This window comes from Aliihoeflea aestuarii (assembly GCF_024105665.1).
In the GTDB taxonomy this organism is placed as follows: domain Bacteria; phylum Pseudomonadota; class Alphaproteobacteria; order Rhizobiales; family Rhizobiaceae; genus Aliihoeflea; species Aliihoeflea aestuarii.
Genome location: NZ_JAAAMK010000005.1, coordinates 19,109 through 34,638, shown reverse-complemented (window position 1 = coordinate 34,638; position 15,530 = coordinate 19,109). Strand labels below are relative to the sequence as shown.

Here is a 15,530-nt window from a genome sequence, read left to right as displayed (position 1 = left end):
CCGGGCCGTCTTTTCGGCGGCCCGGTTGCTTTTTACCAAGGAGACATTCGCATGACCGCGCCCTACCCCGCACGCATAGAAAAATTGCGCCGCCGCATGGAAGAAACCGGCACCGATCTCGTTGCGGTCGGCCCGTCGAGCCACATGGCGTACCTGACGGGGGTCGATCCGCATGGCGACGAACGGCCGGTCTTCTTCATGGTGTCGAAATCCTATGCCGGCTTTTTGATGCCTGTGCTCAATGCCGACGCCGCGCGGCAGGCCACCGATCTGCCGATGGTGACATGGGCGGATTCGGACGGGCCGGACGCGGCGCTCGGCGAATTGCTTGCCGCCACGGGCGTGGACCGGAACGCAGCGTCGATCGTTCTGGACGAGATGATGCGCGCCGATTTCGCGCTTCTCCTGCTCGACGCCCTGCCCGGCGCACGCCGACGTTTCGCCGGCGACACGGTCTCTCATCTGCGCGCTCGCAAGGACGGAGCCGAATACCTGCTCCTAAAGGAAAGCGCGCGTCTCAACGACCGCGCCATGCAGGCCGGCTATGCAGCGCTCAGGCCCGGCGTCACCGAACTTGAAGTCGCCGGAGCGATCCGCGATTTCTTTCGTGAAAACGGCGCGACGCCGCTCTTCACCCTCGTCTGCTTTGGCGCGAACGGCGCGTTCCCGCATCACCATACGGGCGGGACGGCGCTGAAGGAAACCGACGCGGTTCTCCTCGACATCGGCGGCAAGCTCGGGGGCTACCCCAGCGACATGACGCGCGTTGCCCATATGGGCTCGCCGAGCGGCGAATTCACCAATGTCCATGCCGTTGTGAACCGTGCCGTCGAGGCGGCGCTTGCCGCTGCCCGGCCGGGCGTCAGGGCGAGCGCGGTCGACGCGGCAGCGCGCTCGGTCATCGAGGCAGCCGGCTATGGCGAGTATTTCCTCCACCGCACGGGCCACGGCCTCGGTCTCGACACGCATGAGCCGCCCTATATCACCGGCACCAGCGACACGATCCTCGAAGAAGGCATGGTGTTCTCCATCGAGCCCGGCATCTATCTGCCCGACCGTTTCGGCATCCGCCTCGAAGAGATCGTGATCCTGCGCGCCGACGGCCCCGAAATTCTATCGGCGCTGCCGCGCGGTTGCCACGAGAGGTGATCTAGAAGTCCACCTCGATTGCAACGCCCCGCTGAACAGCCAGATCGACGGCGGCTGATGCAACGGCCAAATCCTGGAGACCGACGCCGGTCCCATCGAAAAGCGTGATCTCCTCGGCAGAAGATCGTCCTGGGTGATCGCCATTGATCACGGCGCCGATTTCAACAATGCGTTCGCGTTCGATCAGCCCTTCGGAAACGGGATGCTGCGCTTCGCCGATCGTGACCGATTGCGCGATCTCGTCGGTAAAGATGGTGGCAGTTTCGAAGAGCCTGGACTCGACCTCCTGCTTGCCCTTGGTGTCCGTGCCCATGCAGGCAAGATGGGTTCCCGGACGCACTTGAGCCTTCTTCAGGATCGGCGCAAAGGAAGACGTGATGGTGATGATGACATCAGCTTCCGCGCCCAGCGTATCGAGATCGACCACTTCGAAAGGAAGATCGCGTTCGGCCGCGATTGCTGCGAGGCGGTCAAGCCCCTCGGGATGCAAATTCCAAGCGACGACCTTCTCGAACGACCGCTGATCGAGAGCGGCGCGCAATTGGAATGTCGACTGATGCCCCGCACCGATCATGCCCAGCACCCTGGCATCGGGCCCGGCGAGATATTTGATGGAAACAGCCGATGCAGCCGCCGTGCGCAAGGCGGTGAGAAGATTGCCGCCAACGACGGCCCGGCACCGGCCCGTATCGGCATCGAAAAGAAAAACGGTCGACTGATGGTTGGTCAGCCCCTTCGCCAAATTGTTGGGCCAAAAGCCCCCGGACTTCAGACCGAGGGCAAGGCTCTCGCGATCAAAGCCCGATTTGAAACCGTAAAGCGCGTCCGCATGTCCGATGCTCTCGCGGATCACCGGAAAATTGTACGCGGATTTTCTGGCCATCGAAGCGAAGACCTGTTCCACTGCGGTGAAGCAGTCCGACGCCGAGACGAGCCCCGCGATTTCGCGCTCGGGGACGATGATCATCAGATTTCCTTCCTTAGATACGGCATTGTCGAAGGGCGGCAACTTCGGCGTTGCGCCTCAGTAAGCCTTTCCGCGTGCGGAAACCGGCCAGATGGTCTCGACCTTTCCGTTGCGCACGCCGACATACCAGTCGTGGACATTGCATGTCGGATCGCAGTGGCCGGGAACAAGGCGCAGCTTCTCGTTGATCCTCAAAACCCCGTTCGGATCTTCCACGACGCCGTGCTCGTCGGAGCATTTGATATATTTGACGTCATCGCGGCCATATACGAACGGCAGGCCGCTATCGACCGATTGCGCCTTGAGTCCTGCGTCGACGACCGCCAGATCGGGCTTGGCATGGCTCATCACCGAAGTCAGGATGAAGAGCGCGTTTTCCCACTCGCCCTGGTCGATCCGCTTGCCGCCCTTGTCGTGAATGCGCCCGTAATCGGCGTCCATGAAGGCATAGGACCCGCATTGCAGTTCGTTATAGACGCCCGAATTCGACTCGAAATAATATGAGCCCGTGCCGCCGCCTGAGACCAGTTCGGGCTCCAGCCCGGCTTCTTTCAATCCGGCCACCGCGTCCTTGACCTGCGCGATCGCAGCGTCGAGCTTCGCCTTGCGGTCGTCATAGCTGTCCATATGCTGCATCGCGCCCTGATAGGCTTGGATGCCCGTAAATTTCAGCCCGGCAGCTTCATCGATCGCCTTTGCGATCTCCACCACGTCGGGCGTCGTCTTCACGCCGCAGCGGCCCGCGCCACAATCGATTTCGACGAAGCATTCGATGACCGTGCCATGCTTTTGTGCCGCCGCCGACAGATCGGCGACATTTGTCACGTCGTCCACACAGACGATGATCCTGCTGCCGAGTTTGGGAAGGCGTGCCAGACGGTCGATCTTGGCGGGATCGCGAACCTGATTGGACACCAAGACATCCTTGATGCCGCCTCTGACAAAGACCTCGGCTTCCGAAACCTTCTGGCAGCATACGCCGATCGCGCCGCCCAGTTTTTCCTGAAGCTTCAGAACGTCGACAGACTTGTGCATCTTGCCGTGGGCGCGGTGACGCATGCCATGCGCCTTTGCATAGTCGCCCATCTTCCTGATATTGCGCTCAAGCGCGTCGAGATCGAGAATCAGACACGGCGTCTGGATGTCCTTTTCGTCCATGCCTGGCAAAGCGGGAACGTCGTACCCTACCTCAAGGCCAGTGAAATCCGTGTGTGCGTTCATGTTGTTCTCCTCAATTCCAGGGCAGCTTGTCGAGATCGACGTTGCCACCAGTGACGATCACGCCAACGCGCTTGCCGGCGAATAATTCGGGGTTTTTCAAGATGGTAGCCAGCGGCACTGCGCTTGACGGCTCCATCACGATCTTCAGTCGCTTCCAGATCAGCTTCATCGCGTCGACGATCTCTCGTTCGGAAGCCGTCAGGATGTCGGCAACGTGCGCCTGGACGAAATGCCAGGTCAGTTCCTTGAGTGGAACTTTAAGCCCGTCGGCCACCGTTTCCGGTGCGTCGTCCGCGATGATGTGCCCAGCCTTGAAACTGCGATAGGCATCGTCGGCCTGCTCCGGCTCGGCCGCGTATATTTTCACATGCGGTGCAAGGTTCGATAGGGTCAGGCATGTGCCGGAGACCATCCCGCCGCCGCCGATGGGAGCAATCACCGCATCGAGATCGTCGATCTGTTCGATCAATTCGGCCGAACAGGTTCCCTGACCGGCAATCACGCGATGATCGTTGTAGGGATGGACGAATTCGGCCCCACTCTGGGCCACGACTTCGGCGAAAACCGCCTCACGCGAACTGGTCGACGGTTCACATTCGACCACGCGCCCGCCATAGCCGAGCACGGCATCCTTTTTGGCCTGAGGCGCGGTTCGGGGCATCACCACGGTGCAGGGAATGCCGCGCTGCCCGGCGGCATAGCTCAGGCAGGTTCCATGATTGCCGCTGGAGTGGGTGGCGACGCCCTTGCGCGCCTGTTCATCGGACAGCCCGAACACGGCGTTCGTTGCCCCTCGTGCCTTGAACGCGCCCGCTTTTTGCAGGTTCTCGCATTTGAAGAACAGTTCGGCGCCGGTGAGTTCGTCGAGCATTCTGGAAGTCAGCACCGGCGTGCGGTGCACATAGGACGCAATCCGCTCTCGCGCGGCGAGCATGTCTTCCAGCGTTGGAACGTACACTGTCGTATCCTCCATCATGCGGCCTTCTTGTGTGCGCCGCTCATGCCCTGCCGGTAGTGTTCCTGGGCTGCGGCAACGCCCGAGCCGAGCTTCACCGGCAGCCCGAGATCGACCATCACCATTTCAGCCGTGGCGATACCTGACAGCGTCATGGCATCGGTGAGGCTGCCGAGGTGCCCGATGCGAAAGACCTTGCCCGCAACGTCGCCCAGCCCGGTGCCGAAAGCCACGCCATAGGCATTCATGGCATGTGCCACGATCCTGTTGGCATCGAACCCGACCGGTGTGCGGATCGCGCTGACACTGTCGGAGTAGAGTTCAGGGCGCGCCGCGCAAAGTGTCATCCCCCATGCCGAAACCGCTTTACGGACACCCTCGGCGATGCGGTGGTGGCGGGCGAAGACGTTCTCCAGCTTCTCATCCAACAGCATACCGGTTGCCACCCGAAGCCCGTTCAGCAAACCGATGGGCGGGGTGTAGGGGTAACCATTGGCGGCATAGCCCTTGGCCATATCGCGGATGTCGAAAAACGTGCGCGGCAAGTTTGCCGATTCCACGGCAGCCAGGGCCTTTGGCGAAAAGCCGACAATGGCGAGGCCGGGCGGCAGCATGAAACCTTTCTGCGAACCGGTGACGGCGACATCGATGCCCCATTCATCCATCCGGAAATCGTAGCAGCCGATTGAGCTCACGCCGTCAACGAGAAGCAGGGCCGGGTGCTTCGCATTGTCCAGCGCGCGACGAACGGCGGCGATGTCGGATCGCACACCGGTCGCCGTCTCGTTATGCGTGGCCAGCACGGCCTTGATCTCATGCGCCGTGTCGGCCGTGAGAATCTCCTCGAACCTTTCGGCAGGAATGCCCTCCCCCCAATCCTGCATCACGACCTGAACGTTCAGGCCATGCCGCTGGCACATATCGATCCAGCGATGGCTGAACATTCCATTGCGGCTCGCAAGGACCGTGTCGTTGGCCGACAGCAGATTGGTGATGGCCGTCTCCCAGCCGCCCGTGCCCGTGGAGGGGAAAACGAAAATCTCGGCCCGTTCGGATTTGAGAACCTTCTTCACGCCATCAAGCGCGGGGTGAAGAATATCGCCGAAAAGCGGACTGCGGTGATCGATGGTCGGCATGTCCACGGCCTTGCGCAACACATCGGGTATGTTCGTCGGACCTGGAATGAAGATCGGGTTCTGAGCGCTCACATTCGGCTCCTCTTGGTACCTGCCTAAGATCTAACACGTTGCCCGATCTCAGTAAATTTTTTTGGAAATGTTTTTCATTAGATTTGCGTTTCATCAAAAAATGAGCAAAAACAATTCACTATGATTTTTCATTGAGCGGAATCCGTTTTCATGAAAATATTTTATCACCTTAACCCATAGCGAGGACGTCATGCAGCAGCCCGGTCGCAGACGCGGACGGCCAAAAAGTTCGATGACGGGCCAGCAGGCAACGAACATCCAGGCACTTGATCGCGCACTGGATGTCCTCGAAGCACTTGCGGCCCACGAAGGCATCACCTTGACCGAACTTGCGGACTATCTGGACCAGTCGCCCGCAACCATGCATCGCGTGCTCGCCACACTTGAGCACCGGCGATATGTCGAGAGCGATCCCGAGCGCCAGGAATGGTTCGTCGGCTCCGAGGCTTTTCGCCTCGGCTCCGCATTCCTGCAACGCACGAATATCGTCGAGCTTAGTCGACCGGTCATGCGCGAACTGATGTCACGGACCGGCGAGACGTCGAATCTGGGCATAGAGAGAGACGGGAATGTTTTATTCGTCAGCCAGATCGAAACACACGAGACGATCCGCGCTTTCTTTCCGCCCGGCACCCACGCGCCGCTTCACGCGTCGGGCATCGGCAAGGCGCTGCTGAGTGCTTTCGACGAAGCGCGGTTTGAGGCTTTCGTCAGGACGGCACAGTTCAGCCGGTTTACCGCCAATACAGTGGCCAGTGCCGAGCAATTGCGCGAGGCGGTGAGGCAGATCCGGCATCGCGGATATGCGCTTGATGACGAGGAGCGCACGATAGGAATGCGGTGCGTCGCGGCCCCTATCATCGATGGCTATGGTGAAGCGGTTGCGGGAATCTCGGTATCGGGACCGACCATGCGCATGCCCGATATGAAAGTCCACGAAATCGGGCGCTGGATCGTTCAGGCAGCAAGCGACGTTTCGAAGCGACTGGGCCACCGATAAACCGGGCTTCGAACCGACGGCAACGACCCGCCTCTCATTGCGCTGCGAGCTTCACTTCGACAGTCCCCAGACCATCAAGCCGCCCTGCAATGCGCGCGCCCGGTGCGGCGTGGACCATTGGATGCAAAGAGCCCGTAATGACGATCTGACCCGGAATGGGAAAGATGCCTTTGTTGCCGATAACAGCCAGGAACTCCGCCAACGTGGCCAATGCGTCACCGCCGGGAACTTTCAATCCGCTGACGATAACCGGTTCGTCGTCTATAAGAAGTTGGCCTGCCACTTCGCCGAATGTCGTCTGTCTTATTGCTGCCTGCGGCTCGCCGCTGACGAGTGAATGGCCGGCCATGCCGTCAGCGAGTTTGACGAAGGGATCCGACGCGAGCGCACCTTCGATCCGCGAATGAACCAGTTCGATCACCGGAAAGGGAGCGACACGCAATCTAAGTGCCTCCTGATAGTCAGGGGTCGACAATGCGGGCAAGGTGTCGAGTATCTTCCAGCCGATTTCAAGTTCCACACCTATTCGACCGGGGCAGGAAACCTGGCCTCCGGAGGAGAAGCAACGCGATTGCGGGATGGGTGCGTACAGCGAATCGGCATTTGGCTGGCGTGAGGTTTTCCACGCTCCGGGACGGCGTTGAAGTGCCTGGGCAACATCGTCCTGCACGGCGTAGGCTTCGTCGACTGATTTGGGTAGCCGCCCCTTAGGAACAAAGGCGTTTTCCGAACGCGTCGCGTCGATCAGGGCTTCAGTAAACGTTGAGAGCGTGTCCATCGGCGACTTTTCCTTACTGAACGTTCCAAGGTTTCGGAGCACGACTGGCTCGGTGGCGGTCTGCAAGCCACTGTTTAAGGGTGTGCAGCTCGTCCGATATGTGAAAGTACTTCAGCCCTTGGCGGTCTGGTTCGCGCGCAGCCAGGCCCGCACGGTCTCCAGCTTATTGCCGAGGTGCTTTTTGAGAATCTGCGCCAGTTCGGTCCCGTCCCGGTCCTCCAGCGCGCGGATCATCGCCTCATGTTCGTCGATCGCCTGCGCCCATCGTTCCTCGGTCAGATTGGCGATATAGCGGGCTCGTCTCACCCGCGCGGCGAGTGAACGATACTGGGTGCCGAGCGTCTCGTTGCGCGCGGCCTTGAGGATGGCCTCGTGGATTTGCTGGTTGAGGGCGAAATACTCGGCTAGATTGCGCTGCTCGTATTCGAGCAGCATCCGGTCATGCAACATACGGATATGAGCGACCTCTTCCGTGGTCACATGACGGCAGGCCAGCTCACCGGCCAGCGCTTCGAGTGCGCCCATCACGGGAAAGACTTCGTCGAGATCGCTCTCGGTGATTGCGCGTACCCACGCACCCCGGTTCGTCTCGAGCGTGACCAGACCGTCCGTTGCCAGAACCTTGAGCGCTTCACGCAGCGGCGTGCGCGAAACTCCATACGATTCGCACAGTTCCTTCTCGGGAACTTTCTTGCCCGCCTCCAACACGCCTTCGATAATAAGCTGGCGTATATGCTCGATCAGTTCATCGTGCAGGCTGCGCCTGCGCAGGGTCTGATGGCCCAGTGGTGTCGTCATGTTCATTTTGCCGATGTCTCCGCAGCAGTTTCATCGAGGCACAGTTCAAGAAGCCGCGCCACATGAATTGCGTTCCGTTGCGTGCCATCGGCGATCTGGTGCCGGCACGAGGTGCCGTCAGCGACGATGATCGTCTTGTCGCCTCGCGCCCGAATTGCGGGAAACAAGCTCAACTCGCCCATCTGCCTGGATACGCTTTCGGTCTCGACGCCGTACCCAAACGAGCCGGCCATTCCACAGCAACTCGTTTCGATCAATTCAATATCCGTCTTGGGAACAAGTGCCAATGTTTTCCGGATGGCAGGCACGACGTCGAAAGCCTTCTGGTGGCAATGACCATGAAGAAGAATCTTCGCCCCTGCGGGCTTCAGGTTCAGACGGAATCTGCCGGCCTCGGTTTCCTCGGCAATAAATTCTTCGAGCATTCGTGCGGAAGCCGCGATGGCTTTCGTATGCTCGCCGGGAATGAGGGAAGGAATTTCGTCGCGGAGCGTCAAAAGGCATGATGGCTCGATGCCCACGATCTTGCGTCCCGCGCAAACATGAGGAAGCAGCGCCGCCACCAGCCGTTCGGCTTCCGCGCGAGCCTTGTCCATCAACCCGACCGAAAGATAGGTCCGGCCACTGTCGAGAGGCCGGCCTTTCGGTGCGCTCGCTATGGTCACCTTGCGCCCGCCGGCCTCCAATACGCGGATCGTGGCGCGGATGTTTTCAGGCTCGAAATAGCGATTGAACGTATCGGGAAACAGAACCACGTCGGCTTCGCCTTCCCGCGTATCGACTTCGCAATTGCGGAAGGGCTTGGAAGACCAGTGCGGAAGATCACGGTTCGCGGAAAAGCCAGTGGGACGCTCAAGCAGGCGTTTCAGGGGCATGGGGAGACGATTGCGCAGATTGATCGCCCACGGGATTTTCGAAGCGAATGGCGCGTAGTCGGGCAGATGCGCCACGAGCCTGTCGTGAAATGTCAGTCCCTTTTCGGCAGCCCGCGCTGCCAGAACTTCGATCTTCATCTTGGCCATGTCGACGCCCGTGGGACATTCGCGCTTGCATCCTTTGCAGGAAACGCAAAGCTTCATGGTCTCAGCCATGGCGTCGGACGTGAACGCCCCTTCGCCCAACTGCCCCGAAATCGCAAGGCGCAATGTATTTGCCCGCCCGCGCGTCAGATCGCGTTCGTTGCGCGTGGCGCGATAGGATGGACACATGGTTCCGCCGGCAAGTTTGCGGCAGGCGCCATTGTTGTTGCACATCTCTATGGCGCCCTGAAAGCCGCCGCCGGCGCCGGACCAGGCCGACCAGTCGAAATGCGTCTTGGGCGGTTTGGCCGCGTAATCGGGCTGAAAGCGGAACAGCGACCGATCGTCCATTTTCGGCGCATCGACGATTTTGCCCGGATTGAAGCGCGTCATCGGATCGAAACGCTGCTTGACCTTGCGGAACAGGTCAGTGACCTCAGGTCCGAACATACGCTCATGGAACTCGGAGCGGACGATGCCGTCGCCATGTTCGCCCGAATGCGAGCCTTTGTACTTTGCCACCAATGCGAACGCCTCCTCGGCGATCGCCCGCATGCGCTTCACGTCCTGATCCAGCTTGAGATTGAGCACGGGCCGCACATGAAGGCAGCCGACCGACGCATGGGCGTACCATGTGCCTTTGGTTCCGTGCTTTTCGAAAACGTCGGTGAGTTCACGCGTATATTCCGCCAGATCAGGCAACTCGACGGCGCAATCCTCGACGAATGAGACCGGCTTGCCCTCCTGCTTCATCGACATCATGATGTTGAGGCCCGACTTGCGCACCTCCGCGATCTGCGTCTGGAGTTGTTGATCCGTCACTGTGACGACGCCACCCCATCTGCTGGCCTGCCCGTCCATCGAGAAGCCGAGATCGCCCATCTTCTCTTCCAGCAGGCGCAGTTTTTCGGCATTTGCCGCATCAGAGCCTTCGTCGAATTCGACCAGCAGCAAAGCTTCGGGGGTTCCTTCGACGAATTGCTCGATCGTCGTCCGATACATGGGGATCTGGCGCGAAAGCTCGATCATGGTCGCATCGACGAGTTCGACCGAAAGCGGATCGAGTTTCACCAGATGCTGGGTCGCGTCCATTGCCTGATAGAATGTGGGAAAATGACACACTCCAAGCACGCGCCGACCGACCAGCGGCCACAGTTTCAGCTCGATCTTGGTGAAATAAGCGAGCGTTCCCTCCGAGCCAACCAGCAAATGGGCAAGGTTCACCGGCTCCGCATTCGGCACGAGAGCGTCGATATTGTAACCGCCTACCCTCCGGTTCAGCTTTGGAAAGCGCTGGTCGATCAGTCCTGCATGCTGGCCACCGAGCGCCAGCATTTCGTCGAGAAGCGGATCGGCGTTTCCAGCCCGAGCGGCGTCTACGGGACCGAAATGGCGCGTCGATCCATCCGCCATGACCGCCTCGATCGACATCACGTTATGGCGCATCGTCCCATAGCGCAGTGACCGGCCACCGCACGAATTGTTGGCGCTCATGCCGCCGATCGTGGCGCGCGACGCGGTCGAAACGTCGACCGGGAACCAAAGCCCGTGCTGTTTGAGCAGCCTGTTCAGATCGTCGAGCACGATCCCGGGCTCCACGACCGCTCGGCGGTTGTCGATATCCAGTTCGAGCACGCGGTTAAAATGGCGCGAATTGTCGAGGATCAGCCCGGCATTGACGGTCTGCCCGCATTGGGACGTCCCGCCACCTCGTCCCGTTATCGTCACGCCCGCGCGCGTTGCAGCGTCCAGCGCGACCTCCACGTCATCCTTGCTGCGGGGCATGGCCACGCCGGTCGGCATGATTTGATAAAAGGAGGCGTCGGTTGAATAGCGGCCGCGGCTGAAGGCATCAAACATCACCTCGCCAGAAAAATCCCTGCGCAGCCTCTGCTCGAGTGTCACGTCCAGCATGCTCTCTCCTCATGCGAAATTTGGTGTTGACACATCGCTAGTCGAAATGAATACATAATGCAAAATGAAAAATGCAAATCTTTGAATTGCATTCTTCGGCCATCTACAAGGGAGCGAGAGATGTCACACCGCGCAGGGCGCCATTTTCTGCAAATTCCGGGCCCGAGCCCGGTTCCTGACAGCGTTTTGCGGGCGATCTCCGCGCAGACGATCGATCACCGCGGACCAAAATTCGAACGGATAGGCCATGCCGCGCTGGAAGGCATGAAGTCGATTTTCAAGACCAGGCAGGACGTGGTCATCTACCCGGCGTCTGGAACGGGCGCATGGGAAGCTGCGCTCGTAAACGTGCTCCAGGCCGGCGATCGGGTGTTGATGTACGAAACCGGTCACTTCGCCTCTCTATGGAAAAAGATGGCGAGCAAGCTCGGCATTCGCGCGGAATTCATCAAGGGCGACTGGCGCGGCGGCGCGGACCCCGAACAGATCGAATCGTATCTGCGCGCTGACAAGGCTCATGAAATCAAAGCGGTGTGTGTCGTCCACAACGAGACGTCGACGGGCTCGGTTTCACCCATCGCGGAAGTCCGCAGGGCGATCGACGCCGCAGGTCACCCGGCGCTTCTCATGGTGGATACGATTTCCGGATTGGCGTCGATCGATTTTCGCTTCGACGAATGGGGTGTGGATGTCGCCATCTCCGGTTCCCAGAAAGGGCTGATGCTGCCACCCGGCCTGTCGTTCAACGCGATCAGCGCGAAAGCTTTGGAGATTTCCAGAACCGGCGGCATGCCCCGCTCATACTGGGACTGGCGTGAGATGACGGAGATCAACAAAACCGGGTATTTCCCCTATACGCCCGCAACCAACATGTTGTTCGGCCTCATAGAAGCCCTGCGTCTGTTGCACGAAGAGGGACTCGATAACGTGTTTGCACGCCATCAACGCCACGGTGCCGCCACGCGCGCTGCCGTGCGCGAATGGGGGCTGGAAGTGCTGTGCCGTCAGCAGGGGCAGGAAAGCGGCGTACTGACAGCCGTGCTCATGCCCGAAGGCCACAGCGCGGACAGGTTCCGGGCCACCGCTCTCCAGCATTACGATATCTCGCTCGGCAACGGCCTTTCGAAGGTCGCCGACCGCGTGTTCCGCATCGGTCATCTCGGTGACTTCAACGACCTGACGCTCGCCGGCACGCTGACCGGCGTGGAACTTGGTCTGCGCAAGGCGGGTGTTCCTCATCGCAAGGGCGGCGTCGAAGCAGCGCTCGAGGAGCTTGAAACACCAATATTCGCCGAAGCGGCCGAATAATAAAGCAGGTCCGACCGCACGCGGTCGGACCCCCGGAACGGTCATCCTTGAGGAATGATGACCGCCCCGCCTCAACTCAACTCAACTTCAGCCGACATTTATCCAAGGGAGGAAATCGAAATGCCTGCATCCATAACAGCGCGTCTGCAAGGCACTCTTGCCGCAGCCGGACTTGGTATCGGGGTTGCCATCGCGTCAACCATGCCGGCCACCGCACAGACCTATCCCACACGCACGGTGGAGGTTATTCACGCGTTCGGTCCGGGCGGCGGGGCCGACCGGTTCATCCGCGCGATCGGCGAGTCATTTCAGGCCGCGACCGGCAGATCGATGATCCCGATCTCGATTCAGGGCGGCGGAGGCCTGCCAGCAGCGGTCAACTTCATGCAGCGTCCGGCCACGGGATATAACCTTTATTCCTACAGCCCCGATGACGTGATCAACCAGGCGCTCGGCCGACTGGATTTGTCTGATTTCCGGCCGGTGGCCCGCATCCAGTACGATCAGGCATTGTTGCTCGTTGCGGCGGACAGTCCGTATCAATCCATCGAAGACGTGATCGAAGCGGCCCGTGCCGCTCCCGGAGACATCAAGGTCGCCGTTACCGGAGCGGCCGGATTCGACGATGCCGTTATCGGCGTGTGGAACGCCGAGTCGGGCGCTGAACTCACTTCGATCCCATTCGCCGCGGCCGAGATGGTTTCGAATACGCTCGGCGGGCACATCGACATGATGTTCGAGGAGTATGGCATCGTGCGGGGGCTGATCGAAGCCGAAGATTTGCGCCCTCTGGTCGTTTTCTCGAATGAGCGGTTGCCGGTGTTGCCGGATGTACCGACGGCACAGGAACTGGGCTACGACGTCACGCTTGGACGCTGGCGGGGCATCGCGGTTCGACGCGATACCGACGACGCCGTCGTGCAGCAGCTTTTCGAACTCCTCAGAGCAGCCAGCGAAACTGACAACTACCGCCGTGTCGAGGAGGAAAGCGCACTTCAATACCGTTCTGAAATCCTGGGCCCTGACGAGTTCGAAGCCTTCATCGAACAGGAATTGGAAACTTACACATCGGTGATGCGCCAGATGGGCTACGCCAACTGAAGTTTAACGGCCACGACGACACTCCGGTGACCGTGGCCGTACCTTTTTCGGAGGTAGCTCAATGCTCAACAAAGTCAGTGAGATCGTCGTCACTGCGGGATTGCTGATAGGATCGATCGTTTTTTGGACGATCGCCGACCGGTTCCCTGCTTCCACACGATACGCAATGGTCGACAGCGATCTGTGGCCCAAGATAATTTTCGGTGCGCTCATCTTGCTTACGGCCGCCCATCTCATCCTCAAGCTGGTGGAGTTGCGCCGGTCATACACTGAGGAAGCAAGAGACGGAATCGATCCTGGCTACGCAATCCGGCTCGGCCTGACCTGCGGTATGGTTCTATTCTATTATTTCACGATCCAGATTCTCGGCTTTACGATCTCGACGATGATTTTCCTCTGGGTCGTTCCGTTCATCCTGCCGCAAGGCAGTATTAAGCTCAAACTCCTCTTTTCACCGATCTTCACGCTCACCGTTGGAATGGCCTTTTCATGGGGCCTGGGCATGTCGCTACCGAGAGGCACGGGGATTTTCTACAGCTTCAGCGAAATGCTGTTCTGAGCCCAATCGATCGACGGAGTACCATCAAATGCTTGACGCGTATCTTTCCGCGCTCGGTTATATGTTCGGAAATCCAATGACATTTGTGCTGATTTTATTCAGCCTTTTGTGGGGAATCGCCTTTGGCGCGGTTCCGGGGTTGACGGGCATCGTCGGTGTCGCGTTGCTCATCCCGTTCACATTCGCATTCGATCCGATCGAAGGCATGCTTCTTCTGGGCGGCGTTTATGTCGGCGCGACTTTTGGGGGCGCCATTTCCGCGATCCTCTTCAACACGCCCGGCTCTCCCGAAGCCGCATGTACGGCGCTCGACGGGTATCCAATGGCGCAAAAGGGCCAAGCCGGCAAGGCTCTCGGCTTTGCTCTGGCGGCGTCCGCCATCGGGGGGATCGTGGGAACGCTGGCCCTCATGTTCCTCACCCCGCCGCTGGCAAAGCTCGCGCTCACTTTCGGCCCCTCGGAATATTTTGCTCTGGCGGTTCTCGGGATTACAGCGATTGCTTCGATCGGCGGCGGCTCGGTGCTCAAGGGCTTGATCGCAGGTCTTCTTGGACTTGCCGTCGCAACGGTCGGGATGGATCCGCTGACCGGGGTTGCCCGCTACACGTTCGGCAACATGCTGCTTTTGACCGGCATCGGCTTCGTCCCCGCAATTATCGGCATCTTCGCATTGTCCGAAGTGGCGCATCGCTATGGACAGGGAATGAAGAAGCAAGAGGTCATCACGAACGTTTCCACCGATCTGCCGAGCATTCGCGAGTTCATCCAGACCCGGATAACGCTCCTGCGATCTTCCTTTATCGGAACGGTAATCGGCGTTCTGCCGGGTGTCGGCGCAACGACAGCCGCATTCATCAGCTATTCCGAAGCGGTGCGATGGTCGCGCAATCCGAAGAAATTCGGGACCGGTACGCCCGACGGCATCGCCGCTCCCGAATGCGCCAACAGTGCCGCCGTCGGCGGATCGATGATCCCGTTGCTCGCGCTCGGAATTCCGGGAAGCGCCACGACGGCCGTCATGATCGGCGGCCTGACGATCCACGGGATCATACCCGGCCCGATGCTGGTGCAGAACAATGCAGACCTGGTCTACTCGGTCTTCATCGGCATGATGCTCGCCAATGTCGTGATGCTGTTTTTCGGCCTCAGAGCTGCGCGCTACTTTGCGATCATACTGCGCGTGCCCTATCCCGTCGTCGGTGCAGCCATCGTCGTTCTGTGTGTCAGCGGGGTTTTCGCACTCAACAACAACATGGTGGAAGTCGCCGTGATGCTCGCCTTCGGCGCGGTAGGGTTGCTCCTGAAACGGGTCGGCTTTCCTGTGGCGGCCTTCATCATCGGGCTGGTTCTAGGACCGATCGTCGAGGTCAGCCTTCGCCAGGGACTTATCCTGACCGATTACGATCTGTGGGCATTCGCGTCGCGGCCGATCACCCTCACCCTTCTGATCATCAGCTTTGCCTCGTTGCTCTACGGGTTCTGGGGACAGTTTCGCTCCACCCCACCGAACGATCCTCCATCTGACGAAAACGCCGAGCCTGTCCGGGCGTGAT

General features: G+C 59.8%; 13 protein-coding genes. 6 read left to right on the top strand and 7 right to left on the bottom strand.

Annotation, left to right across the window (positions count from 1 at the left end):
• Positions 1-51: 51 nt before the first annotated feature.
• Positions 52-1,149, top strand: coding sequence for a M24 family metallopeptidase (locus GTW25_RS12045; protein ID WP_252912374.1), 1,098 nt, complete (start codon positions 52-54; stop codon positions 1,147-1,149).
• A gap of 1 nt (position 1,150) precedes the next feature.
• Here the strand turns inward: GTW25_RS12045 and bhcD are convergent, their stop codons facing one another.
• The 4 genes from bhcD to bhcA are packed head-to-tail and all read right to left on the bottom strand — an operon-like array spanning position 1,151 to position 5,500.
• Complete coding sequence (gene bhcD, locus GTW25_RS12040; protein ID WP_252912373.1) at positions 1,151-2,116, bottom strand: iminosuccinate reductase BhcD; 966 nt, start codon at positions 2,114-2,116, stop codon at positions 1,151-1,153.
• Between the two features lie 57 nt (positions 2,117-2,173).
• Entirely contained in the window at positions 2,174-3,337 is a 1,164-nt protein-coding gene (gene bhcC / locus GTW25_RS12035; protein WP_252912372.1) for a 3-hydroxy-D-aspartate aldolase BhcC, read from the bottom strand.
• A 10-nt stretch (positions 3,338-3,347) separates the two neighbouring features.
• The gene (gene bhcB / locus GTW25_RS12030) at positions 3,348-4,295 is read right to left on the bottom strand and encodes a beta-hydroxyaspartate dehydratase BhcB (protein ID WP_252912371.1); all 948 of its coding nucleotides are present in this window, start codon (positions 4,293-4,295) and stop codon (positions 3,348-3,350) included.
• Between the two features lie 14 nt (positions 4,296-4,309).
• Positions 4,310-5,500, bottom strand: coding sequence for an L-aspartate--glyoxylate aminotransferase BhcA (bhcA, locus tag GTW25_RS12025; RefSeq protein ID WP_252912370.1), 1,191 nt, complete (start codon positions 5,498-5,500; stop codon positions 4,310-4,312).
• A gap of 190 nt (positions 5,501-5,690) precedes the next feature.
• Between bhcA and bhcR the strand changes: the two genes are divergently transcribed.
• The gene (gene bhcR / locus GTW25_RS12020; RefSeq protein ID WP_252912369.1) at positions 5,691-6,500 is read left to right on the top strand and encodes an HTH-type transcriptional regulator BhcR; all 810 of its coding nucleotides are present in this window, start codon (positions 5,691-5,693) and stop codon (positions 6,498-6,500) included.
• A 34-nt stretch (positions 6,501-6,534) separates the two neighbouring features.
• Here the strand turns inward: bhcR and GTW25_RS12015 are convergent, their stop codons facing one another.
• From GTW25_RS12015 to GTW25_RS12005, 3 genes are all read right to left on the bottom strand, one after another.
• Positions 6,535-7,278, bottom strand: a complete 744-nt coding sequence (locus GTW25_RS12015) for a hypothetical protein (protein ID WP_252912368.1) — start codon at positions 7,276-7,278, stop codon at positions 6,535-6,537.
• Between the two features lie 111 nt (positions 7,279-7,389).
• Entirely contained in the window at positions 7,390-8,076 is a 687-nt protein-coding gene (locus tag GTW25_RS12010) for a GntR family transcriptional regulator (protein WP_252912367.1), read from the bottom strand.
• A 2-nt stretch (positions 8,077-8,078) separates the two neighbouring features.
• A complete protein-coding gene (locus GTW25_RS12005) occupies positions 8,079-11,009 on the bottom strand; it encodes an FAD-binding and (Fe-S)-binding domain-containing protein (RefSeq protein WP_252912366.1) in 2,931 nt (976 codons plus the stop codon).
• Positions 11,010-11,129: 120 nt separating this feature from the next.
• Between GTW25_RS12005 and GTW25_RS12000 the strand changes: the two genes are divergently transcribed.
• The 4 genes from GTW25_RS12000 to GTW25_RS11985 all read left to right on the top strand — a co-directional run bounded on the left by GTW25_RS12000 (position 11,130) and on the right by GTW25_RS11985 (position 15,529).
• Positions 11,130-12,317, top strand: a complete 1,188-nt coding sequence (locus GTW25_RS12000) for a pyridoxal-phosphate-dependent aminotransferase family protein (RefSeq protein WP_252912365.1) — start codon at positions 11,130-11,132, stop codon at positions 12,315-12,317.
• Positions 12,318-12,374: 57 nt separating this feature from the next.
• Positions 12,375-13,418: a Bug family tripartite tricarboxylate transporter substrate binding protein gene (locus GTW25_RS11995; protein ID WP_252912364.1), complete on the top strand. Its 1,044-nt coding sequence runs from the start codon at positions 12,375-12,377 to the stop codon at positions 13,416-13,418.
• A gap of 61 nt (positions 13,419-13,479) precedes the next feature.
• On the top strand, positions 13,480-13,977 hold the full coding sequence (locus GTW25_RS11990) for a tripartite tricarboxylate transporter TctB family protein (RefSeq protein ID WP_252912363.1): 498 nt from the start codon (positions 13,480-13,482) through the stop codon (positions 13,975-13,977).
• A 76-nt stretch (positions 13,978-14,053) separates the two neighbouring features.
• The gene (locus GTW25_RS11985; protein ID WP_252912362.1) at positions 14,054-15,529 is read left to right on the top strand and encodes a tripartite tricarboxylate transporter permease; all 1,476 of its coding nucleotides are present in this window, start codon (positions 14,054-14,056) and stop codon (positions 15,527-15,529) included.
• The last annotated feature ends 1 nt before the right edge of the window (position 15,530 follow it).